21 protein-coding genes, 1 pseudogene and 1 riboswitch are annotated in these 23,625 nt (G+C 72.8%); of the genes and pseudogenes, 12 read left to right on the forward strand and 10 right to left on the reverse strand.

Going from position 1 to position 23,625, the window contains the following annotated elements; genetic code table 11:
- Positions 1 to 104 precede the first annotated feature (104 nt).
- From ACWEOH_RS13140 to ACWEOH_RS13165, 6 genes are read right to left on the reverse strand one after another with little or no spacing between them, the layout of a single operon-like run.
- Positions 105 to 1,262 carry an N-acetylglucosamine-6-phosphate deacetylase gene (locus ACWEOH_RS13140; protein ID WP_452031551.1) on the reverse strand — a complete coding sequence of 386 codons (1,158 nt, stop codon included), beginning with the start codon at positions 1,260 to 1,262 and terminating at the stop codon, positions 105 to 107.
- On the reverse strand, positions 1,263 to 2,048 hold the full coding sequence (locus ACWEOH_RS13145; RefSeq protein ID WP_452031553.1) for a DeoR/GlpR family DNA-binding transcription regulator: 786 nt from the start codon (positions 2,046 to 2,048) through the stop codon (positions 1,263 to 1,265).
- Positions 2,045 to 2,908: a class II fructose-bisphosphate aldolase gene (locus ACWEOH_RS13150; RefSeq protein ID WP_452031555.1), complete on the reverse strand. Its 864-nt coding sequence runs from the start codon at positions 2,906 to 2,908 to the stop codon at positions 2,045 to 2,047. Before ACWEOH_RS13150 ends, ACWEOH_RS13145 begins: the two co-directional genes overlap by 4 nt.
- Positions 2,905 to 3,867 (reverse strand): 1-phosphofructokinase family hexose kinase, encoded by a 963-nt coding sequence (locus ACWEOH_RS13155; protein ID WP_452031557.1) that lies wholly within the window; start codon positions 3,865 to 3,867, stop codon positions 2,905 to 2,907. The genes ACWEOH_RS13150 and ACWEOH_RS13155 overlap by 4 nt, the downstream gene beginning before the upstream one ends.
- Positions 3,864 to 4,814 (reverse strand): ROK family protein, encoded by a 951-nt coding sequence (locus ACWEOH_RS13160; RefSeq protein ID WP_452031559.1) that lies wholly within the window; start codon positions 4,812 to 4,814, stop codon positions 3,864 to 3,866. The genes ACWEOH_RS13155 and ACWEOH_RS13160 overlap by 4 nt, the downstream gene beginning before the upstream one ends.
- A 5-nt stretch (positions 4,815 to 4,819) precedes the next feature.
- Positions 4,820 to 5,689 carry an SIS domain-containing protein gene (locus ACWEOH_RS13165; protein WP_452031939.1) on the reverse strand — a complete coding sequence of 290 codons (870 nt, stop codon included), beginning with the start codon at positions 5,687 to 5,689 and terminating at the stop codon, positions 4,820 to 4,822.
- Positions 5,690 to 6,096: 407 nt separating this feature from the next.
- Between ACWEOH_RS13165 and ACWEOH_RS13170 the strand changes: the two genes are divergently transcribed.
- Genes ACWEOH_RS13170 through ACWEOH_RS13180 form a run of 3 tightly spaced genes read left to right on the forward strand, consistent with a single transcriptional unit; the run spans position 6,097 to position 9,298 of the window.
- On the forward strand, positions 6,097 to 7,347 hold the full coding sequence (locus tag ACWEOH_RS13170; protein ID WP_452031561.1) for an extracellular solute-binding protein: 1,251 nt from the start codon (positions 6,097 to 6,099) through the stop codon (positions 7,345 to 7,347).
- A 58-nt stretch (positions 7,348 to 7,405) separates the two neighbouring features.
- The gene (locus tag ACWEOH_RS13175; RefSeq protein WP_452031563.1) at positions 7,406 to 8,386 is read left to right on the forward strand and encodes a carbohydrate ABC transporter permease; all 981 of its coding nucleotides are present in this window, start codon (positions 7,406 to 7,408) and stop codon (positions 8,384 to 8,386) included.
- Between the two features lie 3 nt (positions 8,387 to 8,389).
- Positions 8,390 to 9,298 (forward strand): carbohydrate ABC transporter permease, encoded by a 909-nt coding sequence (locus ACWEOH_RS13180; protein WP_452031565.1) that lies wholly within the window; start codon positions 8,390 to 8,392, stop codon positions 9,296 to 9,298.
- A gap of 44 nt (positions 9,299 to 9,342) precedes the next feature.
- On the opposite strand, the gene ACWEOH_RS13185 is transcribed toward ACWEOH_RS13180, so the two are convergent.
- Together ACWEOH_RS13185 and ACWEOH_RS13190 are read right to left on the reverse strand one after the other, a co-directional pair.
- The gene (locus tag ACWEOH_RS13185) at positions 9,343 to 10,959 is read right to left on the reverse strand and encodes a beta-N-acetylhexosaminidase (RefSeq protein ID WP_452031567.1); all 1,617 of its coding nucleotides are present in this window, start codon (positions 10,957 to 10,959) and stop codon (positions 9,343 to 9,345) included.
- An 81-nt stretch (positions 10,960 to 11,040) separates the two neighbouring features.
- A complete protein-coding gene (locus ACWEOH_RS13190; RefSeq protein WP_452031569.1) occupies positions 11,041 to 12,597 on the reverse strand; it encodes a beta-N-acetylhexosaminidase in 1,557 nt (518 codons plus the stop codon).
- A gap of 215 nt (positions 12,598 to 12,812) precedes the next feature.
- On the opposite strand from ACWEOH_RS13190, the gene ACWEOH_RS13195 reads away from it, so the two are divergent.
- The 8 genes and pseudogenes from ACWEOH_RS13195 to ACWEOH_RS13230 all read left to right on the forward strand — a co-directional run.
- Positions 12,813 to 13,907 carry a sensor histidine kinase gene (locus ACWEOH_RS13195; RefSeq protein ID WP_452031571.1) on the forward strand — a complete coding sequence of 365 codons (1,095 nt, stop codon included), beginning with the start codon at positions 12,813 to 12,815 and terminating at the stop codon, positions 13,905 to 13,907.
- On the forward strand, positions 13,904 to 14,542 hold the full coding sequence (locus ACWEOH_RS13200) for a response regulator (protein ID WP_452031573.1): 639 nt from the start codon (positions 13,904 to 13,906) through the stop codon (positions 14,540 to 14,542). Before ACWEOH_RS13195 ends, ACWEOH_RS13200 begins: the two co-directional genes overlap by 4 nt.
- Before the next feature lie 142 nt (positions 14,543 to 14,684).
- Positions 14,685 to 15,122, forward strand: coding sequence for a hypothetical protein (locus ACWEOH_RS13205; protein WP_452031575.1), 438 nt, complete (start codon positions 14,685 to 14,687; stop codon positions 15,120 to 15,122).
- A gap of 42 nt (positions 15,123 to 15,164) precedes the next feature.
- Positions 15,165 to 15,246: riboswitch (ZMP/ZTP riboswitch) on the forward strand.
- Between the two features lie 66 nt (positions 15,247 to 15,312).
- Positions 15,313 to 16,587 (forward strand): serine hydroxymethyltransferase, encoded by a 1,275-nt coding sequence (gene glyA, locus ACWEOH_RS13210; protein WP_452031577.1) that lies wholly within the window; start codon positions 15,313 to 15,315, stop codon positions 16,585 to 16,587.
- 8 nt (positions 16,588 to 16,595) lie between these two features.
- The gene (locus tag ACWEOH_RS13215; protein ID WP_452031579.1) at positions 16,596 to 17,480 is read left to right on the forward strand and encodes a bifunctional methylenetetrahydrofolate dehydrogenase/methenyltetrahydrofolate cyclohydrolase; all 885 of its coding nucleotides are present in this window, start codon (positions 16,596 to 16,598) and stop codon (positions 17,478 to 17,480) included.
- Between the two features lie 183 nt (positions 17,481 to 17,663).
- Positions 17,664 to 18,899, forward strand: a complete 1,236-nt coding sequence (locus tag ACWEOH_RS13220; protein WP_452031581.1) for a cytidylyltransferase domain-containing protein — start codon at positions 17,664 to 17,666, stop codon at positions 18,897 to 18,899.
- Positions 18,900 to 18,902: 3 nt separating this feature from the next.
- The gene (locus ACWEOH_RS13225) at positions 18,903 to 19,778 is read left to right on the forward strand and encodes an N-acetylneuraminate synthase family protein (protein ID WP_148733915.1); all 876 of its coding nucleotides are present in this window, start codon (positions 18,903 to 18,905) and stop codon (positions 19,776 to 19,778) included.
- Positions 19,775 to 20,908: pseudogene (locus ACWEOH_RS13230) on the forward strand (DUF6716 putative glycosyltransferase); the annotation flags it as partial. The gene ACWEOH_RS13225 and the pseudogene ACWEOH_RS13230, both read left to right, overlap by 4 nt.
- 246 nt (positions 20,909 to 21,154) lie before the next feature.
- On the opposite strand, the gene ACWEOH_RS13235 reads toward ACWEOH_RS13230, so the two are convergent.
- Both ACWEOH_RS13235 and ACWEOH_RS13240 read right to left on the reverse strand, forming a co-directional pair.
- Complete coding sequence (locus ACWEOH_RS13235; protein WP_376954111.1) at positions 21,155 to 21,691, reverse strand: gamma carbonic anhydrase family protein; 537 nt, start codon at positions 21,689 to 21,691, stop codon at positions 21,155 to 21,157.
- Between the two features lie 9 nt (positions 21,692 to 21,700).
- Positions 21,701 to 23,014: an APC family permease gene (locus tag ACWEOH_RS13240; protein ID WP_452031584.1), complete on the reverse strand. Its 1,314-nt coding sequence runs from the start codon at positions 23,012 to 23,014 to the stop codon at positions 21,701 to 21,703.
- Between the two features lie 79 nt (positions 23,015 to 23,093).
- Between ACWEOH_RS13240 and ACWEOH_RS13245 the strand changes: the two genes are divergently transcribed.
- Positions 23,094 to 23,600: a YbaK/EbsC family protein gene (locus tag ACWEOH_RS13245; RefSeq protein ID WP_452031586.1), complete on the forward strand. Its 507-nt coding sequence runs from the start codon at positions 23,094 to 23,096 to the stop codon at positions 23,598 to 23,600.
- Positions 23,601 to 23,625: the final 25 nt, after the last annotated feature.

Here is a 23,625-nt window from a genome sequence, read left to right on the forward strand (position 1 = left end):
TGGGGAGCACGCCTCCGGACCCCGCCACGACCGTGCGCACGTCGCGCATCGGGCGCGTCGGGCAGGACGCGAGCCCCGGGCGAGCCCGCGGCAGCGTGCCCGTCTCAGGCGAGCCGCGCGCCCGCGCCCCAGACCGCCTCGATCTCGAGGTCGTCGGTGAGCAGCACGGCGTCGGCCGCGTAGCCGGCGTCGAGGCGTCCGAGGTCGCCCGAGCGGCCGATCGCCGCGGCCGGCGCGACGGTGAGCGCCCCCACGGCCTCGTGCAGCGGGATGCCGCTGTCGATCACGGCGCGGCGCAGGGCGACGTCCTGCGTGAGCGTCGAGCCCGCGATCGATCCCCCCTCGACGAGCCGTGCGACGCCGCCGTCGACGACGACCTCGAGCGAGCCGAGCACGTAGCGTCCGTCGGCCGCGCCGGCCGCCGCCATGGCGTCGGTGATGAGCGCCACGCGTCCGGGCGCCCCCGAGAACGCGAGCCGCACGACGTCTGGGTGCACGTGCACGCCGTCGTTGATGACCTCGAGCGTCACGTGGTCGGCGTGCATCGCGGCCACGACGGGACCCGGAGCCCGGTGGTGGATGCCGCGCATGCCGTTGAACGCGTGCGTGAGGATCGACGCGCCGGCCTCGAACGCCGCGAGCGCCGTGCCGAAGTCGGCGCCCGTGTGCCCGACGGCCACGGCGACGCCCGCGTCGACGAACGCCGCGATGGCCCCGTGCGCGCCGGGGTGCTCGGGCGCGATGGTGACCTGGCGCAGCATGCCCTCCGACGCGACGAGCAGTCGCTCGACCGACGCGTCGTCGGCGGTGCGCAGCTGCTCGGGGTCGTGCGCGCCGCGGAACTCGTGGTCGAGGAACGGTCCCTCGAGGTGCGCGCCGAGCACGCGCGGGTCGGATGCCGCGACGCGGGCGATCGTCGCCAGGTGCCCTTCGAGCACCTCGACGGGCGCCGTCACGAGGGAGAGGACGCTCCGGGTCGTGCCGTGCGCCGTGTGGACGGCGAGCGCCCGCTCGATCGCGGCCTCGCCCTCCTCGACGGAGGCGCCGCCGGCGCCGTGGCAGTGCAGGTCGATGAATCCGGGCACGAGCGTGCGGCCCTCGGCATCCGTCACCGTCGTCTCGGAGCCGAGGGCGGCGCGCCACTCGTCGCCGATGCCTCGCGCGACAACGCGGTCGCCCTCGAACCGCACCCACGCGTCGGCCACCGTGTCGCGGCCGGTCACGAGGCGGGCGGAGTGGATGACCGTCGAGGGGGTGCTCACCTACGCAACGATAACGTCGTAGCCGCTGTCCGCGAGGCGCTGGCGCTGCTCGCGAGTGGCCCCGGCGTCCGTGATGATCGTCGGGAACAGCCGTCGGTGGCCGATGGCCGCGAACGCGCGCTTGTCGATCTTCGACGCGTCGGCGACGAGCACGGGATGGGCGGCCCTCGACGCCATGAGGGCGTTCACCGCGGCCTCGCGCTCGTCGTGGGAGGTCGGGCCGACGGTCGCGTCGACGCCGTTCACGCCGATGAACGCGAGGTCGAGCGTGATGCTGCCGAGCACCGCGTCGGCGTAGGCGCCGACCAGCTCGTAGGAGCGCGCGTGCACGACGCCGCCCGTGACCACGGTCTTGATCTGCGGACGCATGGCCAGCTGCATCGCGATGTTGATGGCGTTCGTCACGATGGTGAGGCTCGGCTCGTGCGAGGGCTCCATGATGTCGGCACGCGACATGAGCGCGTCGGCGATGGCCGTGGCCGTGGTGCCGCCGCAGAGGCCGATGACCGCGCCGCGCGGCACCAGCGCGCTGGCGGCGCGGGCGATCGCCGCCTTCGCCTCGGGGTTCTGCTGGTTCTTGTAGCGGATGGGCAGGTCGTAGGCGACCGAGTGCGCGACCGCTCCGCCGCGCGTGCGCGTGAGCAGCTGCTGCTCGGCCAGCGCGTCGAGGTCGCGACGCGCGGTCGCCGGCGACACGTCCAGTCGCTCGACGATCTGGTCGACCTCCACCTGGCCGCCTTCGGCGAGCAGGTCGAGCACGGCGCTCAGCCGTTCGGCGCGGTTCATGCGGGCTCCTTCTCGATGGAGTGCTCGGTCGAGGCGAACAGGGCGAGGAGCCGGGCGGCCTCGTCGCGCACCGCAGCACGGCCCGCGGCGACGTACGTGCGCGAGTCTACGGCCGCGGGGTGCGCCGAGAGGTACGACCGCACCGCACCCGTGAACCCCCCGTTCAGGTGGGTGGAGACGTTGACCTTCACGAGCCCCGAGCGGATGCCGCGCACGATCGTCTCGTCGGGCACGCCCGAGGAGCCGTGCAGCACGAGCGGCACCGGCACCGCGGCCGCGAGCCGCGCGATCAGGTCGAGGTCGATCGCGGCGACCCGCTCGGTCATCGCGTGGGACGATCCGACGGCGACCGCGAGCGCGCCGACACCGGTCTCGGCGACGAACCGGGCCGCTTCGCCGGGGTCGGTGCGCACGCCGGGCGCATGGGCGCCGTCCTTGCCGCCGATCTCGCCGAGCTCGGCCTCGACGAGCACGCCCGCGGCATCCGCCCGCTCGACGACCCGTCGCGTCGTCGCGACGTTCTCGGCGAAGTCGAGCTTCGCGCCGTCGTACATGACCGACCCGAAGCCGCGATCGATCGCGCGCAGGGCGAGCTCGGGCTCCTCGGCGTGGTCGAGGTGCACGGCGACACGCGCCGACGACGCCTCGGCGATCGCGAGCGTCGCGAGGGCGATCGGATCGAGCGCGCCGTGGTACCGCACGCAGTTCTCCGAGATCTGCAGGATCACGGGCAGGCCCGCGTCCTCTGCGGCACCCGCGAGGGCCTCGGCCGTCTCGAGGTGCACGACGTTGAACGCGCCGATGCCGCGGCCGGCGGCGCGCGCCTCGTCGAGCAGCGTGCGGGTGGGCGTCAGCGTCATTCGGCGTCCTCGTCGATCATCGTGATGCGGACCTCGTCCGCGAGCTCGGCATGGTCGGGCGACAGCTCGCCCGCGAGCGGCATGAGCACGGCGCTCGCCGACCACGCGGTCGCGCGACGGGCGAGCCGCGCCCTGGCGTCGGTCGCGGCATCCGTGTCGGACCAGAGGTCGTCGCCGTCGGCGAGCGACACGGCGATCGCCGCGACGACGGCGTCGCCCGCGCCCGTGGCGTTGCCGTGCAGCACTCGGGGCAGTCGTGCGCGCACCGGCGCCCCGTCGCGGCCGACGACGAGCAGTCCGTCGGCGCCGAGCGACACCACCACGACGCGAGCACCGCGCGCGAGCAGCGATCGGGCGCCGTCGAGCGGGTCGGCGAGGCCCGTCGCGGCCGCGAGCTCCTCGCGGTTCGGCTTCAGTGCGGTGGCACCGGCGGATGCCGCGGCGAGCACGCCGGGACCGCTCGTGTCCACGATCACCGGCACGCCGGCGGCCACGAGCCGCTCGACGAGGGCGCCGAGCTTCCCGCGGCCGAACCCGGGCGGCAGGCTGCCGCTGATCGCCACGGCGTCCGCGGTGCGGCCGAGCTCGGCGGCGGAATCGGCCAGCGCCCGGGCCTCGGCCGGTGCGAGGGAGGCGCCGAACTCGTTGAGGATGGACGTCTCGCCGACGCGCTCGTCGACGATGGCGACGGTACGGCGCGTGGCCGCCCGCGTCGGCACGAGCCGGTGCGGCAGGCCGGATGCCTCGAGGTCGGCGCGCAGCTCGTCGCCGGTCGCGCCGCCCGCCGTCGCGACCGCCAGCACGTCGTGGTCCGTCGCATGCAGCACCCGCGCCACGTTGACACCCTTGCCGCCGGCGCGCGACGCGCCCGTCGGGACGCGATGCGTGGCGCCCGGCTCGAGCGCGTCGACGTGCCACGTGAGGTCGACCGCGGGATTCGGCGTGACGGTGAGGATCATGCGCCGACACTCTCGCGGGCGATGATCGCGGCGCCGAGCAGCCCGGCGTTGCCGCCCAGCTGTGCGGGCACGAGCAGGGGGCGGCGGTGGAAGCTGAGCCGGGCGTCGACGCGCTCGGCGAGCGGGACGAACAGGGCCGCGCCCGCACGGGAGAGCCCGCCGCCGATCACGATCGCCTCGGGCGCAACGGTCGCGGCCAGCTGCGCCACCGCGAAGGCGAGTGCGTCGAGCGCCGCCTCCCAGACCGTGCGGGCATCGGCGTCGCCGGCCTCGGCGCGGGCGAGCACCTCGCGGGCGCCGTCGACCGTCTCGCCGGTGCGCTCGGCGTAGCGGCGGACGATGGCCCCGGCCGAGCCGATGGCCTCGAGGCAGCCGCGCGCGCCGCACGGACACTGCGGCTCGTCGGCGACGGGGGAGTGGCCGATCTCGCCTGCATACCCGCCTCCGAGGTGCGGCCGCCCGTCGAGGATGAGCGACCCGGCGATGCCCGTGCCGATGACGAGCACCACGACGTCGTCGTACGCGCGTGCGGCGCCGAGCCGGTGCTCGGCCCAGCTCGCCGCCGTCACGTCGTGGTGGAACGCGACCGGGAGCCCGGTCGCCCGCTCGGCGAGGTCGCGGATGGGCGCGTCGCGCCAGCCGAGGTTGCTCGCGTAGACGCCGACGCCGCGCTCGGCGTCGACGATGCCCGGCACGAGCAGGCCCGCCGCGACCGGGCGGACGTCGGGATGCGCGTCCCGGAGGTCAGCGGCGAGCTCGGCGACGCGGCCGACGACGGCCTCGGCTGTGCGCGCGCCGTCGAGCGGCGTCGGCGTGCGGCGCAGGCCGAGCACGCGCCCGTCGGCGTCGATGAGCGCCGACTTGGTGTCGGTGCCGCCGACGTCGAACGCCAGCACGGCTTCGCCGGCCCCGAGTGGCGCCGGCGCGGCATCCGTCGTCGTGGTCACGCCCGTCAGCCCTCGAGGATGACCGAGCGCGTGAGGTTGCGCGGCGAGTCGGGGTCGAGGCCGCGGTCAAACGCCCGGGCGAGGGCGACGCGCTGCGCGCGCACGAGCTCGGCCATCGGGTCGAGGGGACCGGCCTCGAAGCGCGCGCCGGTCGCGGCGACCTCGTCGGCGAGGCCGGCGGGCGGCTCGCCGAAGTGCCAGGTCACGCGACCCGGTGCGGCGATCGAGATCGGGCCGTGCCGGTACTCCATCGCGGGGTACGACTCCGTCCAGGATTGCGAGGCCTCGCGCATCTTGAGCGCGGCCTCGTGCGCCAGCCCGACCGTCCAGCCACGACCGAGGAACGCGTACTGCTCGGCGGCGACGAGCTCGGGGTCGAGCTGCTCGTCGACCGCCCGGCGGCCGTCGGCGACGGCACCCTCGAGGTCCTCGCCGAGCGACGCGCGGAACAGCGCGAGCGCGGTGGTCGCGAAGCGGGTCTGCACCACGGACTGCTCGTCGGCGAACGGCAGGGTCACGGCCCGGTCGACGAGGTCGACGAGCGGCGAGGTCGGGTCGCCGATGACGCCGACGGTGGGCACGCGGCCGCGCACTCGCTCGACGAGCTCGAGCACCTCGGTCGTCGTGCCCGACCGCGTGAGCGCCACGACCGCGTCGTAGCCCCGGTCGACGAACGCCTCGGAGGCCGCGAACGCGTCGGTCTCGCCCTGCCCGCCCGTCTCGCGCAGCCACGCGTACGACTGGGCGATGAACCACGAGGTGCCGCAGCCGACGACGGCGATGCGTGCGCCGCGTGCGGGCAGGAGCGACTGCTCGTCGCGCAGCGTCGCCGCCCGCGCCCACGTCTCGGGCTGCGAGGCGAGCTCGGCGGCCATGTGCGCCCCGGGTGCGCTCACGCGATCGACGGGGTCGACGTGGCGGGCGGGCGGTGCGGCGTCGGTGCCGTGGGTCATCGAGAGTCCTCCATGCGGATCGGGGCGGCAAGCAAACACCATGATTGCAAATGATCGATGCGAGTGTCCAGTGATCATGCGTGTGAGCGAGAGGATGACACCCTCCGGTTCGAGTCGGCGCGGCATCCGCTTGGTAACGATCATGTGACCGGCACTTGACGGATCGACCGTCGCTCCGACATCATCGTGACCACGAAGTGACTGAAACTGATCGATGCTTGCTGTTTCGCGTCAGATTCATGCACATGGCGGAGAGGTTCCGCCACCCACCGCACCGGCGCGGCCATCGCGGCGCCTGTGATCACACCATGCACAGTGAGGAAGCACGAATGAAGAAGTCGCTACGCTTCGGCACCGCGATCGCACTCGCGGCCACCGCATCGCTCACGCTCGCGTCCTGCGGGTTCGGGGGCGGCGGCTCCGGCGGCGACGCCGAGGGCGACGGGAACACCCTGGACCTGCTCGTCCCGAGCTACTCCGACGCCACGCAGGGCCTCTGGGAGGACGTCATCGCGGGGTTCGAGGAGGAGAACCCCGACATCAGCGTCAACCTCGAGGTGCAGTCGTGGGACAACCTCGAGAGCGTGATCACCACGAAGATCCAGGGTGGCGAGGCTCCCGACATCTACAACGGCGGGCCGTTCGCCGGCTTCGCGGCCGACGGGCTGCTCTACCCGGCCGAGGAGGTCGTCTCCAGCGAGACCTTCGGCGACTTCCAGGAGTCGTTCCTCGCCAACGCCGAGGTCGACGGCACCGCCTACGCGCTGCCGCTCATCGCATCGGCGCGCGCCCTGTTCGTCAACAACGCCCTGCTCGAGCAGGCCGGCGTCGCGGCGCCGCCCGCCACGTGGGACGAGCTGCTCGACGCGGCGACGAAGATCTCCGCCCTCGGCGGCGGCATCGCCGGTTACGGCATGCCGCTCGGCTCCGAGGAGGCGCAGGCCGAGGCGGCCGTGTGGCTCTGGGGCGGCGGCGGCACGTTCGGCGACGCCGACGCGATCACCGTCGACGACCCGGCGAACCTCCCGGGAGCCGACCAGATCAAGAAGATGATCGACGCGGGCGCGACCCAGGCCGACCCCGGCTCGACCGACCGCTCGCCGCTCATGGACATCTTCATCCAGGGCAAGATCGGCATGCAGGTGGGCCTCCCGCCGACCGTCGGCCAGATCGAGGAGAACAACCCCGACCTGGACTACTCGATCGTGCCGATCCCCACGCAGGACGGCAGCCCCTTCACGCTCGGCGTCATGGACCAGCTCATGGCCTTCCAGAACGACGGCGACAAGCAGGACGCGATCACGAAGTTCTTCGACTACTACTACTCGTCGGACGTGTACGTCCCGTGGGTGCAGGCCGAGGGCTTCCTTCCGGTCACGAAGTCGGGCGCCGAGGCGCTCGGCGGCGAGGAGGCGCTCGCGCCGTTCCTCGAGGTGCTGCCCGACGCGCAGTTCTACCCGTCCACCAACCCGCAGTGGCAGGCGACGGATGCCGCGTTCAAGGCGCTCTTCGGCCAGATCCAGACGAAGCCCGCACAGGACGTGCTGACCGAGATCCAGGCCCAGGTCGACGCCGGCTGACGCCGCGGCATCCGTTTCGAATCGCACCACCACCGGAGGGATCGGTGACCATCGCACCATGAGCACCTCGACCGATACGTCATCGACCCCCGCGGGGGCGGCCACCGGCCGCCCCCGCACCGGCGGGGCCGGATCCGACGGGCCGGCCGCGCGCAAGCCGGGCGGCCGCGACCTGCTCGCCTCGCTGCCCTGGATCGGGCCCGCGCTCATCCTCATCCTCGGCGTCGTGCTGTTCCCGGCCGTCGTCATGTTCTACAACTCGACCCGTGACATCTCGATCTCGGGTCTCGACCAGGGATCGGTCGGCTTCGACAACTACGTCGAGGTGTTCTCGTTCCCCTACTTCTGGCCGATCTTCCTGCGCACCATCGTGTGGGTCGTCGTGGTCGTCGCCGCGACGGTGCTCATCTCGCTCGGGCTCGCGCAGATCCTCGACAAGGCGTTCCCCGGACGTCGCATCGTCCGGCTCGCGGTGATCATCCCGTGGGCGGCATCCGTCGTCATGACGACGCTCGTCGTCTACTACGGGCTCGAGCCGTACTTCGGCATCATCAACAAGTTCCTCGTCGACGTGGGCCTCATCGAGACGCCCGAGGGCTACGGCTGGACCCGCAACCCCACGACCGCCTTCGCGTGGTCGATCGTCGTCGCGGTGTTCGTCTCGCTGCCGTTCACGACCTACACGATCCTCGCGGGCCTCGCGACCGTGCCCGGCGACGTGGTCGAGGCCGCGAAGATGGACGGCGCCGGCCCGCTCCGCACCTACTTCAGCGTGGTGCTCCCGCAGCTGCGCGGGGCCCTGTCGGTGGCCGTGCTCATCAACATCATCAACGTCTTCAACTCGCTGCCGATCCTGAAGGTGATGACCGGGTCGATACCCGGCTACGACGCCGACACGATCATGACGCTGATCTTCAAGTACATCCAGAACCAGCACAAGGTCGACGTCGCGAGCGCCCTGTCCGTCGTCGCCTTCCTCATCGTCATCGTGATCGTCGCGGTGTACGTGAAGGTCGTCAAGCCCACCCGGGAGGTCTGACCCGTGGCCGTCACCGCACCCGCGTTCGAGACGATCGGCGCGCCCGCGCCGGTCAACCGGCGACGCCGTTACACCGAGGACCAGGTCTCGATCTGGCGCGTGCTGCTGCGCATGTTCGCCGGCGCGATCGTGCTCGTCGTGTTCATCCTCCCGTACACGATCATGTTCTTCGGCTCGGTGAAGACGAAGGCGCAGATCCGCTCGGTCGACCCCACCTACCTCCCCACGGAGTGGCACTGGGAGAACTACATCAACATGTGGTCGACCCCCGAGACGCCGCTGCCGCAGAACCTGATCTCGACGATCGTCATCTCGGTGTTCGCGACGCTGCTCGTGCTCGCCGTGGCGCTGCCCGCGGCGTACTACACGGCGCGGTTCCGGTTCCCCGGGCGCTTCGTGTTCCTCTTCCTCGTGATCGTCACGCAGATGCTGCAGCCCGCCGTGCTCACCTCGGGCCTGTTCCGCCAGTTCGTGACCCTCGGCCTCATCGACACCTGGGCGGCCATGATCTTCATCAACGCGGCGTTCAACCTGTCGTTCGCGGTGTGGATCATGCACTCGTTCTTCGCCGGGGTGCCGAAGGAGATCGACGAGGCCGCGCAGATCGACGGAGCCGGGCGGCTCACGGTGCTGTTCCGCATCCAGCTGCCGCTCGTGTGGCCCGGCATCGTCACCGCGATCGTCTTCACGTTCGTCGCGTGCTGGAACGAGTTCGCCGCCTCCCTCGTCATCCTCTCGACGGCGGGCAACCAGCCGCTCTCGGTCGCGCTCACGAAGTTCGTGGGCCAGTACGAGACCTCGTGGCACTACGTGTTCGGCGTCTCGATCGTGGCGATCATCCCCGTCGTGATCCTCTTCATGATCATCGAGAAGCGCCTCGTCGGCGGCCTCACCGCGGGCAGCGTGAAGTAGCGCGGCGGCGCCGGGGCTTCCGGCGCCGCGGCCCGCCGCTCAGCTCACCAGGGCAGGTCGCTCGAGCGGTGGAAGTTCACCCCGAGCACCTCGAAGTGCTGCAGGAACGCGACGAGGCGCGGTCCGAACTCCTCGAAGTCGCGTCCGGCGCCGTCCTCGGGCGCGGGCGACCAGGCGACCTCGGCGAGGGCGCCGAGCCTCGGGAACGCGAGGAACTCGGCGTCCTCGATCGAGGTCACGGTCTCGGTCCAGAGCGGCGCTTCGACGCCCAGGATCTGATCGTCGCCCACGCCGTCGAAGATGTCGGCCGGATCCCAGGTGTAGGACTCCTCCACGTCATGCAGGGGTGCCCAGTCCAGTCCGAGCGAGTCGTCGTCGGGGTAGACCTGGTCGACGTAGGCGACGTCGGGCGGAGACATGATGATGCGACCGCCCTGGTCGAGGAAGGAGTGCATGAGCTCGATCCCCGACTCGTTGGGCTCGGTGTAGCCCCAGTACTGTCCGATCGTGCCCTCGGGCAGCGAGTGGGACGCGCCCAGCTCCTGCCAGCCGATGGGGATCTTGCCCGCGTCGACGACCGCCTGGGTCGTCAGCCCCATGAAGTAGACGTACTCGTCCTCGGTGTAGCCCGACACCTCGTCGCCGCCGAGGTGCACGTAGGGGCCGGGCGCCAGCGCGGCGAGCTGCGTCACCACGTCGACGGCCATCTGCTCGGCCGCGAGGCTCGTCGGGCAGAGGGAGCTGCCGCCGCCCGCCGCGAGCGTGTGCGGCTGGGGCGCCTCGCCGTCGCAGGTGAGCTCGCCGTACGCGGTGAGCGCGGCGTGGGTGTGCCCGGGCATGTTGGCCTCGGGGACGATCATCACGTTCCGCGCCGCCGCGTAGTCGACGATCCCGGCGAACTCCTCCTGCGTGTAGAAGCCGGCAGGCCCGGCGTCGACCTCGAACTGCCCGCCGATCTCGGTGAGCAGGGGCCATCCCTCGATCTCGATGCGCCAGCCCTGGTCGTTGGCGAGATGCAGGTGGAGGGTGTTGATCTTGAGCATCGAGATGTCGTCGATGTACCGCTCCACCTCCTCGATGCTCATGAAGTGCCGCGCGACGTCGAGCATCGCGCTGCGGTAGGCGAATCGTGGGTGGTCGGTGATCTCGACGGCGACGACCTCGATCGGCTCGTCGATCGGCCGGCCAGACTCGATGGCCGCCGGCAGGAGCTGGCGGAGCGTCTGGACCCCGTTCCACAGTCCGCCGGAGGCACCCGCGCCGATGCGGATGCCCTCGCGTTCGACCCGGAGCGTGTAGCCCTCGTCCGCGTGTCCCTCGGGCGCCTCGTCGTCGGCGATGACGAGCGAGATGTCGGCCGAGCGGGGCTCTTCGCCGGCGACCACCGGGATCTCGAACCCGCTGGCCGGCCGGAGCATCGCGGCGAGGAGCTCCGCGGTGCCCGTCGCCGCCGGATCCTCGGCATCCACCACGATCCGGGTGCCGGACTCGAGCGCGTAGTCGTCACCTCGGACGCCCGAGATCTGCACGGGCTGCGGAACGACCGCGATGTCGGGCGGTGGCGGCACGGTCGCCCAGGACGCGCCGACCAGCGCGCCGGCGGCGATCACGGCTCCCGCCACCGCCACCCCCGCGATCGTCCATGCCGTTCGACGCTGCACGTCGGCCTCCTCCGCGGGTGTGAGGCGAGTATAGGCTGCGCCGCCGGGTACGAGCCGCCGCGCCGGAACCGTGGACGGGCGCTACGCCACCCAGGGCACCCCGCGCACGGGGTGGTACGCGACGCCGAGCGCGTCGAGGTGCCGCCCGACGGCGGCGACGCGACCGAAGAACTCCGGGATGTCGCCGTCGTCGCGCACGCCGACGCCCGCGTCGGGGCGCGGCGACCACGCGACCTCGGCGATCGCGAGGATCCGGGGGAACGCCATGAACTCCAGCTCGGAGTGCGCGCGGATGGTCTCCGTCCAGAGCGGCGCCTCGACGCCGAGGATCTCGTCGTCCCCGATGCCCGGCACGACCGCCGCCGGATCCCACTTGAAGGCCTCGTCGAGCGACGTCGGCCCCTTCGCCCAGTCGAGCCCGAGCCGGCCGCCGAGCGGACCCTGCGGGTCATCCACGTACTCCATGTCGAGATAGGCGACGTCGGCGGGCGACATGATCACGCGCCCGCCCTGCTCCACGAAGGCGAGCGTCTGCGCCGCGGCGTCGTCCTCGGGCTCGACGAAGCTCCAGTACTGCCCGATCGTGCCGGGCGGCAGCTCCCGCGATGCGCCCATCTCGTGCCAGCCGATCACGGTCTTGCCCGTCGCGGCGCCCGTGGCGGCGATGCGGCGCACGAGGTCGAGGTAGTCCTCGGTGCTCGTCGAGAGCGACTCGTCGCCGCCGAGGTGCAGCCACGGCCCGGGCGTGAGCTCGGCGACCTCGCGCGTGACATCCGCCAGGAACCGATCGGTGACCTCGGACCGCTCCGGCGACGCGCACAGCGAGGAGAACCCGACCTCGGTGCCCTCGTACGGCTCGGGCGCCACGCCGTCGCAGTTCAGCTCGGGGTAGGCGCTCAGCGCGGCGTTCGTGTGCCCCGGCAGGTCGACCTCGGGCACGATCGTGATGAACCGCTCGGCGGCGTGGTCGACGATGCGGCGGTAGTCGTCCTTCGTGTAGAAGCCGCCGCCGTCGCCGCCCACCGAGGTCGAGGCGCCGATTCCGGTGAGCTCGGGCCAGGAGTCGATCTGCAGGCGCCAGCCCTGGTCGTCGGTGAGGTGCAGGTGCAGCACGTTGAGCTTCACGAGCGCCATCGCGTCGAGGTAGGCGAGCACGTCCTCGACGGGGAAGAAGTGGCGGGCGACGTCGAGCATCGCCCCGCGGTAGGCGAACCGGGGCGCGTCGGCGACGGATGCCGCGGGCACGGTCCATCCGCCGGCGGGCTCGCCGCCCGCGGCATCCGTCCGCTCGATCGCCGGAGGCAGCAGCAGCCGCAGCGATTGCGTGCCGCGGAACAGCCCGGCCGCCGTGTCCGCCGCGATGCGCACGCCGTCGGCGGCGGCCTCGAGCGTGTAGCCCTCCTCGGCGCCGTCGGGTGCCGACCCGGCGGCCACCACGAACGAGAGGTCGGATGCCGCGGCCTCCCCGTCGACCACGGGCAGCTCGAACCCGGTGGCTCGCCGCGCCTGCTCGGCGAACAGCTCGGCGACCGCGGCGGCGCCCGCACCCGACGCGACGATGCGCGACGACGCGTCGAGCCGGAACGGCGCTGCGTCGGGGTACTCGGCGGACGTGGGGGCGGGGACGATGCCGGTCACGGCGTCTCCGTTCTCGTCGGATGACGTGCACGCGCTCGCGGCGGTCATGACGACCGCTGCGGCGAGCAGTAAGACAGGAATCCTTACGAACATCATCAGGCGTCCATCCTGCCACGCGGGAGCGGTCGATGGCGAGGCCTTCCCGGTCGGGTTCAGCGCGCCGGGTCGACCTCGGCGCGGTTGACCTCGGAGGGCGTGTCCCGCACAGTGGAACGGTGCAGTGGGCGCTCGCCATCCTCACGGTCATCGCATTCGTGACCCTGCCCCTCGGCTCCACGAGCTTCGAGCAGCAGCCGCTCCCGGCACTGCTCGCCGGGCTGGCCTACTGCGTGCTCGCGATCGTCGGCTTCCGGTTCGTGCAGCGACGCTCGATCTGGTGGGCGGTGGCCTATGTCGGGGTGCAACTGCCCCTGGGCTTCGCCGTGTTCTCGCTCTCGGGCGCGGCGGTGGGTGGTGCCCTCCTCCTCGTGGTGCTCGTCGTGCAGAGCGTCCTGCTCCTGCCGCTCCCGGCGGCGGCCGCCGTCGCCGCCGCCATCCCGCTCGTGCATCTCGGCATGGAGTGGCAGGACGGCCTGCGCGAGGGCCTCGGCACCCTCGCGGTCACGACCTTCACGCTCGTGGTCACCGAGCTCCTCGTGCGGGAGCGGAAGGCCAGGGCCGAGCTCGCCGAGGCCAACGAACGCCTGCGCGGGTATGCCGCCCAGGCCGAGCAGCTCGCCACCATCCAGGAGCGCAACCGCCTGGCCCGCGACATCCACGACGGCGTCGGACACCACCTCACGGTCGTGCAGATGCTGCTCGAGGCGGCCCGCGCCGTCATCCGCACGGCCGACCCCGCGCGCATCGACACCATGCTGGCCAAGGCCCAGGAGCAATCGGGCGAGGCCCTCGCGGAGGTACGGCGATCGGTGGCCGCACTGCGCGAACAGCGGCCCGATCTCGCCGAGGCCCTGCAGACCCTCGCGTCGGAGGCGACCGACGCGGGCGTCCCGACCGAGCTCGAGGTCCTCGGCCGGGCGCGTCCCGTCCGCGAGGACGTGGAGGAGTCGCTGTTCCGTGCGGCGCAGGAGGGACTCACCAACATCCGCAAGCACGCGGGCGCGAGCAGCGCGGCCGTGGTCCTCGACTATCGGCAGGACGATCAGGTCAAGCTCGAGGTGCACGACGACGGCCGGGGCCTCCCCGAGACGCCGGGCGCCGGCTTCGGACTCACCGGGCTGCGCGAGCGGACGGCGAGCCTCGGCGGACGGATGTCCCTGGACCCGGCCGACGACATGGGACTCACCCTCACCGTGGAGCTGCCGGGATGACGATCCGCGTGCTCGTCGCCGACGACCAGGCCCTCTTCCGCGAGGCGCTCACGACCCTGCTCGAGGTGCAGCCGGGGATCGAGGTCGTCGGCGAGGCGGCCGACGGCGAGGACGCCGTGCGACGCAGCGACGAACTGCGTCCGGACGTAGTCCTGATGGACCTCCGGATGCCGGTGCTCGACGGCATCGCCGCCACCGCACGCCTCCGCGCCGAGCAGCCCGCCGTGCGCGTGCTCGCGCTGACGACGTTCGACGACGACGAGGACGTGTTCGCGGCGCTGCGCGCGGGGGCCGTCGGCTACCTGCTGAAGGACGTGACCTCGTCGAGGCTCGTCGAGGCGCTCGTCGCAGCCGCACGAGGCGAGACGGTGCTCCAGCCCTCGGTGGCCGCCAAGGTCGTGGCACGGGTGACGCGCTTGCCGCAGGAGGCGCCGCCGGCGGAGCATCCGCTCTCGCACCGGGAGGTCGAGGTCGTGCGCCTGCTCGCCGAAGGGCGCAGCAACCGCGAGATCGCCGGCGCCCTCTTCCTCGCCGAGGGCACCGTGAAGAACCTCGTCACGAGCGTGCTGTCGAAGCTCGGGGTGCGCGACCGAACGCAGGCGGCCCTGCGCGCTCGGGACCTCGGCATCCTCTGATCCGACCGGCCCGAGGCGTCGCCGCGGTCGTCCTGGTCATCCCGGAACATGACCCCGGGCATGACCTTCGGCACCTGACGCCACCCCTGCGATGCGCCGAGGATTCCACGTGTCCGAACATCGGAGCACAGGAGGAGTCGAGATGGAGCACCACGAAGCGACGACCGCACGCCGCCGCCCGGCACTGCGGTTCGCACGGCACGCCCTGGAGATGGTGATCGCCATGGTGGCGGGCATGATCGTGCTGGAGCCGGTCTGGTCGTTCGCCTGGCCAGGGCTCAGCGCGAACACCACCGCGCAGGTGCTGGTGATGGTCACGAACATGTCGCTGGGCATGGCGGTGTGGATGCGCGTCCGCGGCCACGGCCTGGCCGCCATCGCCGAGATGTCCGCGGCGATGTACCTGCCGTTCGTCGTGCTGCTGCCGTTCCACTGGGCCGGAGCGCTGCCCGGGATGGCGCTCATGACCGCGGGCCACGTGCTGATGATCCCCGCGATGCTCGTGGCGATGCTGCGCCGCCGTCGAGAGTACGGGTGGCCGTCATCCGATCCGTCGGCCGGAGCCGCCGCCGAAGCCTGAGGTCGCGCGGACACGGCCGCGCGCGGCATCCGTTGCTATGCTTGCCACCGTCGCGACTGGCGTTGAGATGGGCACCCATCGGGGAGCGACTGGCACGGACCGACCGCACGCCTGGGCCGGTGCGCCTGCTGCCGCGCGAGTCGCGCTCGCAGCAGCACCCTTCAGGTCCGCATGTCATAAGGAGCCAGTCTTGGCCGAATCCGTCTTCAATGCCCCGCTGTCCGAGGTCGACCCCGAGATCGCCGAAGTCCTCGAGCTCGAGCTGGGCCGCCAGCGCGACTACCTCGAGATGATCGCGAGCGAGAACTTCGTCCCCGTCTCGGTGCTGCAGTCGCAGGGGTCGGTGCTCACCAACAAGTACGCCGAGGGCTACCCCGGCCGCCGCTACTACGGCGGCTGCGAGTACGTCGACATCGCCGAGTCGCTCGCGATCGAGCGGGCGAAGAGCCTGTTCGGCGCCGAGTACGCCAACGTGCAGCCCCACTCGGGCGCCACCGCCAACGCGGCCGTGCTGTCGGCCATCGCCACCCCCGGCGACACCATCCTCGGCCTCGAGCTCGCGCACGGCGGCCACCTCACGCACGGCATGAAGCTCAACTTCTCGGGCAAGCTCTACAACGCCGTGAGCTACGGCGTGAACCCCGAGACCTTCGTCGTCGACATGGACGTCGTGCGCGACAAGGCCATCGAGCACAAGCCGCAGGTCATCATCGCCGGCTGGTCGGCGTACCCGCGCCACCTCGACTTCGCGGCGTTCCGCGAGATCGCCGACGAGGTGGGCGCCAAGCTCTGGGTCGACATGGCGCACTTCGCGGGCCTCGTGGCCGCGGGCCTGCACCCGTCGCCCGTGCCCCACGCCGACGTCGTGTCGTCGACCGTGCACAAGACGATCGGCGGCCCGCGCTCGGGCTTCATCGTCGCGCGCGACATGGAGCTCGCGAAGAAGCTCAACTCCAACGTGTTCCCCGGCCAGCAGGGCGGCCCGCTCATGCACGTCATCGCGGCCAAGGCCACGGCGTTCAAGATCGCGGCATCCGCCGACTTCAAGGACCGCCAGGAGCGCACCATCCGCGGTGCGCAGATCCTCGCCGAGCGCCTGACGGCCGACGACTCGCGCGCCGCGGGCGTCGACGTGCTCACGGGCGGCACCGACGTGCACCTCGTGCTCGCCGACCTCCGCAACTCCGCGATGGACGGCCAGCAGGCCGAAGACCTGCTGCACGACGCGCTCATCACCGTGAACCGCAACGCCGTGCCGTTCGACCCGCGCCCGCCGATGGTCACCTCGGGCCTGCGCATCGGCACGCCGGCGCTCGCGACCCGCGGCTTCGGCGACGCCGAGTTCACCGAGGTCGCCGACATCATCGCGCTCGCGCTGCAGGGCGGGGCGGATGTCGCGGCCCTGCGTTCGCGCGTCGAGGCGCTCACGGTGGCGTTCCCGCTCTACCCCGGCCTCCAGCAGTAGGGAGCGGCATGACGGCGATCACCCTCGACGGCGTCGCCACCGCGTCGTCCGTCAAGAACGAGCTGAAGAGCCGGATCGCGCTGCTGCGCGCCCACGGGGTCGTGCCGGGGCTCGGCACGCTCCTCGTGGGCGACGACCCGGCCTCGCGGTCGTACGTCGCGGGCAAGCACCGCGACTGCGCCGAGGTCGGCATCGAGTCGATCCGCATCGACCTGCCCTCGTCGGCGACCACGGCCGACGTCAAGGCGGCGATCAGGGACCTCAACTCGTCGCCCGCGGTCACGGGCTACATCGTGCAGCTGCCGCTGCCCGCCGGGCACGACGAGAACGCGATGCTCGAGCTCATCGACCCCGACAAGGACGCCGACGGGCTGCACCCGACGAACCTCGGACGGCTCGTGCTCGGCATCGAGGGAGAGCTGCACTCGCCGCTGCCGTGCACGCCCGCCGGCATCGTCGAGATGCTACGCCGCTACGACGTGCCGATCCGGGGCCGCCACGTCACGGTCATCGGCCGCGGGCTCACGGTCGGACGCCCGCTCGGCCTGCTCTTCACCCGCAAGGGCCTCGACGCCACCGTCACGCTCACGCACTCGCGCACGGCCGACCTGGCTGCCGAGGTGCGTCGCGCCGACATCGTCGTGGCCGCCGTCGGGGTTCCGCACCTCGTGCAGCCCGACTGGATCAAGCCGGGCGCCGCGGTGCTCGACGTGGGCATCACGCGCGTGCAGGACGAGGAGACCGGCAAGGGCCGGCTCACGGGCGATGTCGACCCGGCGGTCGCCGAGGTCGCCGGTCACCTGTCGCCGAACCCCGGCGGCGTGGGTCCCATGACCCGCGCGATGCTGCTCGCCAACGTCGTGAAGGCGGCCGAGCAGCGCCTGCACCGCTAGGCGGGGCACCGACGCAGCAGCGCCGACGCAGCGGATGCCGCGGGCCTCGTGCCCGCGGCATCCGCTCGTTCGGGCGGGCCCCGCGCCGGCCCTGCGCACACCTTGCCGTCCGTCCGCCCTCCCGCAATCGGCCGTTCACCCCGCGTGCACGATCGCGCCACCGTCGCGGCATAGCTTCGCCGCATGGACCGCGACCAGCCGAGCGCCGACCGCGCGCACGCCGTGGCGATCATCCCGGCACGAGGCGGCTCGAAGGGCCTGCCCGGCAAGAACGTGATGCGCGTCGGCGGGATCCCGCTCGTCGCGCGGGCGGTCGCCGCCGCGCGCGACGCACGCACCGTGGGCCGCGTCGTCGTCACGACCGACGACGGTGAGATCGCGCGCGTCGCCCGCGAGGCCGGCGCCTCCGTCGTGCAGCGCCCCGCCGACCTCGCCGGCGACACCGCGTCGTCGGAGTCGGCGCTGCTCCATGCACTCGACGCCCTGCGGGGGAGCGACCTCGACGAGGCATCCGTCACGCTCTTCATCCAGGCGACGTCGCCGTTCATCGAGCCCGAGGACCTCGACGCCGCGGTCACCACCGTCGCGACGGGCGAGGCCGACAGCGTCTTCGCGGCGGTGCCGAGCCACGCCTTCATCTGGCGCGACGAGCACGGCCGCAACTCGCGCGGCGCGTTCGGCGTGAACCACGACGCCGGCGTCCGCCTGCGGCGCCAGGACCGCCCGGCGGAGTTCCGCGAGACCGGCGCGTTCTACGCCATGCGCACGAGCGGCTTCCGCGAGGCGCGGCACCGCTTCTTCGGCCGCATCGCCGTGCACCTCGTGCCCGACCTGCACGGCGTCGAGATCGACACGGCCTCCGACCTCGTCGTCGCGCAGGCGCTCGCCGACCTCATCGACGGCCGGACGCACGCCATCGACGTCGACGCCGTCGTCACCGACTTCGACGGCGTGCACACCGACGACACGGCCATCGTGGGCGAGGCGGGCGTCGAGTTCGTGCGGGTCAGCCGCAGCGACGGGCACGGCGTCGCACGCCTGCGCGAGGCCGGCATCCCGATGCTCATCCTCTCGGCCGAGACCCACCCCGTCGTGAGCGCCCGCGCCGCCAAGCTCGGCGTCGAGGTGCGACAGGGCGTCGCCGACAAGGCGACGGCGCTCACCGAGTGGGCGGACACCCGCGGCATCCGCCTCGACCGCATCGCGTACCTCGGCAACGACCGCGGCGACCTGCCCGCGCTCGACCTCGTCGGCTGGCCCGTGGCGGTCGCCGACGCGATCCCCGAGGTCAAGCGGCTCGCCCGTGTCGTCCTCGAGCGCGCCGGCGGGCAGGGCGCGGTGCGCGAGCTCGCCGACGCCGTCCTCGCCGCGCGCGCCGCGGCATCCCCCGTCCTCACCACCGCCCTCGAAGGAGCCTGACCAATGTCAGCAGTGCGCATCGGCCGTTCGGTCGTCGGACCCGGCATGCCCGTCTACGTCATCGGCGAGATCGGCCTGAACCACAATGGCGACGTGGAGATCGCCAAGCGGCTCATCGACGTGGCCGTCGAGTCGGGCGCGCAGGCGGTGAAGTTCCAGAAGCGCACGCCCGAGATCGCGACCCCCGAGCACATGCGCGACGTGCCGCGCGAGACGCCGTGGGGCACCATGACGTACCTCGACTACCGTCGCCGCGTGGAGTTCGGCGAGGCCGAGTACCTCGAGATCGCGTCGTACGCGCTGCGCGCGGGCGTCGACTGGTTCGCCTCCCCGTGGGACGTGCCCTCGGTGGAGTTCCTCGAGCGACTCGACGTCGTGGCGCACAAGATCGCGTCGGCGTCGGTCACCGACCTCGAGCTGCTCGAGGCCGTCGCCGCGACCGGCAAGCCCGTGATCCTCTCGACCGGCATGTCGACCCTCGACGAGATCGACCGCGCCGTCGAGGTGCTCGGCACCGACCGCCTCGTGCTCATGCACGCCACGTCGAGCTACCCGATGCCCGCGAACGAGGCCAACCTGCGCATGATCCCGGCGCTCCAGCGCCGGTTCCCGGGCGTGCCCGTCGGCTACTCGGGACACGAGCGCGGCCTGCAGATCTCGCTTGCGGCGGTCGCGCTCGGCGCCGTCGCGGTGGAGCGGCACATCACGCTCGACCGCGCGATGTGGGGCAGCGACCAGGCCGCCTCGCTCGAGCCGCAGGGCCTCGAGCACCTCGTGCGCGACATCCGCATCATCGGCGAGGCCATGGGCGACGGCGTGAAGCGCGTCTTCCCCGGCGAGGAGGCCCCGCGGGCGAAGCTGCGCCGGGTCCCGGCGTGACGGCCGGCTTCGAGCGGGCGGATGCCGCGGTCGCGGCCGATCCCGAGTGGGCGGATGCCGCGGCGCGCCGCCTCCTCGTCCTCGCCGACTCCGACTCCTACGTGAAGTGGGGCGCGGCGCTCGCCACGACCCTGCCCGACGCGTGGACGGCCACGCTCGTGATCCTCGCCTCGCCCGTGATGCCGAGCGGACGCCAACTCGCCGACGCACTCGTCGGCACGCGCTTCACGAGCGGTGACGTGCGCGTCATCCACCTCGACGACCTCGAGGCGCTCGTCGACGACGAGCAGCCGCACGCGGTGCTGCTCTCGCTGCGGGGACCGTTCGTGCGCGTCGTCGCGCCGCTCCTGCAGCGCCGGGCCGGCCGGCCCGCGCTCCTCAGCGGATTCCCCGGGCTCACGATCCCCGCGGTGCCGAAGGCGGTGATCTACCGCGAGCAGACCGACCTCATCGTGCTGCACAGCCGTCGCGAGGTGCGCGAGTTCGAGGGGAACGCGTTCGAGCTCGGCGTCGATCCCGCGCTCGGGCTCGCCACGCTGCCGTTCCTCGTGACCGGTGGTGGCGGAGCCGCGCGCGCGTCCGGCACATCGAGCGTCGCGGACGCGACGGGTGAGATCGTGCTCACGGCATCCGACGGCGACGTGGTGTTCGCCGCCCAGGCGAAGGTGCCCACCGACCTCGAGGATCGCCTGCTCGTGCTGGAGGCGCTCGCGGAGCTCGCCCGCCGGAATCCCGAGCGGCGCGTGGTCGTGAAGGTGCGGGCGCGACGCGGCGAGGCGCAGACCCACCGCGAGGAGCACGACTACGCCGAGCTCGTCGACGGGCTCGGGCCGGCCTCGCCGCCGAACCTCGTGGTCGAGCACGGTCCCATGGCCGCGAAGCTCGCCCGGGCCGGCGCACTCGTGACCGTCAGCTCGACGGCCGCACTCGAGGCCGTGGCGATGGACCTCCCGGTGCTCCTCCTCGACGACTTCGGCGTCTCGCCCGCGATGATCAACACGGTGTTCGAGGGGTCGGGCCTGTTCGGCTCGCTGCACGACCTCGTCGCGGGCCGCTTCCGGCGTGCCGCACCCGCGTGGACCGCCGACAACTACTTCCACGGGGCCGACGGCGACGACTGGACCGGACGGCTCGACGCGCTCGTCGCGGCCCGCGAGATCGTGCCGCTGCCGCCGATCGTGCGCCGGCACGACACGAGCGGCGGCGCGCTCCGCACCGCGTACGAGCGGCGCCGCATGCTCGGCGAGTACGACCGCGATCCGCTCGGCACGGTGGCGTGGACGTTCGGGGTCGTCGCTCGCACCGCGGTGCGGCGTGCGCGTCGCCTGCGCCGATGGCTGCAGGGCACGACGGATGCCGCGACGGGCGGCACTGGCTCAGTCGACCGGCGCGGTGTGCTCCTCGACGTGCCGCAGGTACGCGGCGGCGTTGCGGCGGATCCCCTCCCGCTCCGCGTCGGAGAGCTCACGCCGGACCTTGCCGGGCACGCCCGCGACGAGTGACCCCGGCGGCACCACGGTGCCCTCGAGCACGACGGCGCCCGCGGCGACGAGCGAGCCCGAGCCGATGACCGCGCCGTTCAGCACGGTCGCGCCCATGCCGATGAGGCACTCGTCCTCGACGGTGCAGCCGTGCAGCACCGCGCCGTGACCCACCGAGACGCCCCGTCCGATCGTGAGCGGGAAGCCGGCGTCGACGTGGCAGACCACGGTGTCCTGCAGGTTGGCGTCGGCGCCGAGCACGATCGGCTCGGCCTCGGCGCGGAGCACGGCGTTGTACCAGACGCTCGAGCCCGGCTCGAGGCGCACGTTCCCGACGATCACGGCGCCGGCGGCAACGAACGCGTCGTCGTCGACGACCGGGGCCGGGATCCCGGCGATGGTGAGGATGCGGGCTGAGGGGTCTGCGCTCATGGCGCCAGCCTATTCGTCGCCGTCGGCCCCTCCGGCCGGACGGGCGCTCCCGGCGTCCCGGCGGCGCCGCAGCGCGAGGACGACGAGGCGCACGAGGGCGCCGACGGCGAAGACGACGAGGCCGCCCACGACCGCCTCCACCGGGAGGGTGGCGACGAGCACGACGCATCCGAGCGCGCCGGCGATGCTGAGCCACCTCGGCACCCGCCGTTCCTCGCGCGGCTGGGTCACGGCGGAGAGGTTCGCGATGAGGTAGTACACGAGCACGCCGAAGCTCGAGAAGCCGATGGCGCCGCGCAGGTCGGCGACGAGCACGAGCACGACGATGGCGACGGCCACCACGACCTCGGCGACCCAGGGCACGTGGGCCCGCGGATGCACCATGGCCAGCGCCGCGGGGAGCTCGCGGTCGCGCGCCATCGCGAGCGCGGTGCGGCCGATGCCGGCGATGAGCGCGAGCAGCGCGCCGAGCGCGGCGATGGCCGCGCCGACCTGCACGACCGGTGCGGCCCACACCCACCCGCTCACGACCACGAGGTCGGCGAGCGGCGCATCGACCGAGGCCGCGAGGTACGCGGGGCCGAGCACGAGCAGCAGCACGGTCGCGAGCGCCGCGTAGATCACCACGACGATGCCGAGCGCGATCGCGATGGCTCGGGGGATCGTCCGCGCCGGCTCGCGCACCTCCTCGCCCAGCGTGGCGATGCGGGCGTACCCCGCGAACGCGAAGAACAGGAGGCCGGCGGACTGCAGCACGCCGTACCAGCCGACCTCGGGTGCGCCCTCGGCCTGCTGCGGCCCGATGCCCGCCTGGAGGAGATGCGTCGCGCCGGCCGCGAGCACGAGCGCGAGCACCGCCAGCACCACGATCACGATGATCGTGGCGGCCCGGGCCGTGCGCGTGACCCCGAGGAGGTTGACGCCGGCCAGCACGACGACCGCGAGCGCCGCGACGGGGCGCTCCCACTCGGTCGGCACCAGGTAGTCGGCCGCCGTCATGGCCATCGCGGCGCAGCTCGCGGTCTTGCCGACGACGAAGCCCCATCCCGCGAGGAAGCCCGGCCACGCGCCGAGTCGCTCGCGCCCGTACCGGTACGCGCCGCCCGACTCGGGGTAGCGCGCCGCGAGCTGGCCCGTCGAGCTCGCGTTCGCATACGCAACGAAGGCGGCGACCGCGAGCCCCGCGAGGAGCCACGCGCCAGCCGCCTCGGCCGCCGGATTCCACACGGCGAACACGCCCGCGCCGATCATCGACGCGAGGCCGATCGCGATCGCGTCGCGGAGCCCGAGGCGCCGGGCGAGGGAGGGCTGCTGCGCGGTCACCCGGGCACCCTACTCCACCCCGGTGAACCCGGTGCCACCCGATGAACACCGGCCGCCGGGGCCGCCGTAGGATCGACGCATGCCCGCCGAGCAGACCAGCACGCCATCGCACACCGCCGTCGACCGCGTCACCGATGCGCTCCGCGAACAGGGCGTCACGCCCGAGGTCGTGTGGTTCGACGACGCCGTCACGACCGCCCAGCTCGCGGCCGACGCGCTCGGCGTGCAGGTGGGCCAGATCGCCAACTCGCTCGTGTTCACCCTCGACGACGAACCCATCCTCGTGCTCACCTCGGGCGCGCACCGCGTCGACACCGAGTGGCTGGGCGACGAGCTCGGCGGGGTCATCGGCCGCGCGTCGAAGGAGGTCGTGAAGTCGGCCACCGGCCAGGTCATCGGCGGTGTCGCGCCGGTGGGGCATCCGTCGCCCGTGCGCACCTTCGTCGACACCGACCTCGCGCAGTTCGACGAGGTCTGGGCGGCCGCGGGACACGCCAAGACCGTCTTCCCGACGACGTTCGACGAGCTCGTGCGCATCACGGGCGGCACCCCGCGGGCGGTCGAGCCACGGGCGGCCACGGCGTGACGTCGCAGCAGGTCGCCTGGCCGCG

This window comes from Agromyces sp. NPDC004153, assembly GCF_053603635.1.